Source organism: Streptomyces hydrogenans, assembly GCF_014656075.1.
GTDB lineage: Bacteria > Actinomycetota > Actinomycetes > Streptomycetales > Streptomycetaceae > Streptomyces > Streptomyces hydrogenans.
The window spans coordinates 1-1,611 of record NZ_BNBS01000281.1; the positions used below are offsets into that span (position 1 = coordinate 1).

A 1,611-nucleotide genomic window follows, 5' to 3' on the forward strand; every position below is an offset into this window, starting at 1 on the left:
CGGCGGTCGCCCGCGTCTGCGCGATGAGCAGGTCGAGAGGGAAGGTGGTGCGCTCCATACCTACAACACAAACGGGCATCCGATTCATCGCGCAACGCGAGCCGCCCCGTCGAGCGTCGCGGACCGCCCCCCTGGTGCGCGTCCGCTCCTGCCCGAGAGAGCCGCCGCCATGAGCACCCCGCCGCCCCGTACCAGCCCTCCCCGCGGAACCTGAGGTCGGAGATGGCCCCGAGCGATCAGGTGGGGCTCTGCGCCGTCTGCCACGCCCGCTGTCACAGGTATGGCCTCGGAGGCTGCCCGTTTTCTCTAGGGGACCTGCTGTGGTGTGACGTGCGGTGAGGTGGGTTCCCGTCGTCGACGCTGCGGCCAAGCTGTCCTGTCTCAACGGAGTCGGTCGTCCGCATGCCGCTGAACTGTGGGGACTGGGTGGGGTGAGACGTGCGGACTCTGTTCGTTGAGACAGACCGCACGTCCCATGCCTGCCGGGTAGCCGGTGGAAGCGTTGGCGGATGCGTAGAAGTGGGTGACGGCAGGAGCGAGGTCTGGGCCCAGGGCTCCTGCCGGTGTGCCTTGACCAGCGGGTTCGTGTGGCTGAAAGTAGGTCCCTTGATCGACTGGGGTGGGAAGCATGACACATGACGAATACGCCGACCGCTGCGAGGAGCTTTTCGCAGTGGGCGGGTTCACGGAGGCTCGGAAGCTGGCCGAATCCGGTCTGGGGGAACTCGGTCCCGATCCGGTGCTCTACCGCTGGCTCGGCCTCGCACACGCGGCGGAGGACGAGGACGACCACGATGCCGAGGCAGAGAAGGCCTACGAGACCGGGCTGGCGCAGTGGCCGGACGACCTCGGACTGCTCGTCTCCTACCTGGAGCTGTGCCTGCGGGCCGACGGATGGACGTATCCCGGGCGGGCCGCTCGGGTGGACCGGCTCAAGAAGCGGATCGCGGAGCTGGCGCCTGCCGGGTCACCCGAGGCGGCGCGGGTGGAGGCCGCGCTCGACTGGGCCGGGCGGGGCTACTGGCAGGACGTACGGGAGAGGACGGCTGCCGCGCGGACCGATCGAGCCGCGCTGACGTCCCACAGCGCCGATGTCGCTGACGCGCTGGAGCAGGGAGGCCAGGCGCCCGCCCATCCGGAGGACCTGCGAGCCGCCGAGGTCGCGGCCGCGCTGGAGCTGCTGGCCGGCCCGTGGCAGGCCCCGCTCCCGCTCATGGTCCGCCACCGGGTGGCCGCGTATGTCATCACCTTTGTGCTGGCTCTCGCCACGAACAAGGCACTGGTGTGGAGCGGGACTGTTTCCTACAGCGTGTGGGGCTGGATCTGGTTCGCGCCCCTCCTGCTGGCCGACTCGAAGCTCAAACAGGCCCGGCGGCTGGCCCGGCAGCGAGTGATCGCCGCGATGGAGGCCCGACACACCGAAGCCGCCGCGGGCTGAGTTCCCGCACGAAGGCCGCGGCCTCTCGTCCGCAGCTTCCCTCGGTTCGTTGAGACAAAAGCCGCAAGGCTCGGTCCGCTGAGACGACGACTTGATTGAGCGATACGGGATACAAGCGGGGGGTGCCCCTATGTGTTTGGTCAAGGTGGTGGGTACCGGGCGGGGGCCGTCTG

General features: G+C 69.3%; 1 protein-coding gene. It reads left to right on the plus strand.

Annotated elements, in window-relative coordinates; translation table 11 throughout:
* Nucleotides 1-628 precede the first annotated feature (628 nt).
* Nucleotides 629-1,438: a hypothetical protein gene (locus IE321_RS41390; RefSeq protein WP_190226767.1), complete on the plus strand. Its 810-nt coding sequence runs from the start codon at nt 629-631 to the stop codon at nt 1,436-1,438.
* Nucleotides 1,439-1,611 lie beyond the last annotated feature (173 nt).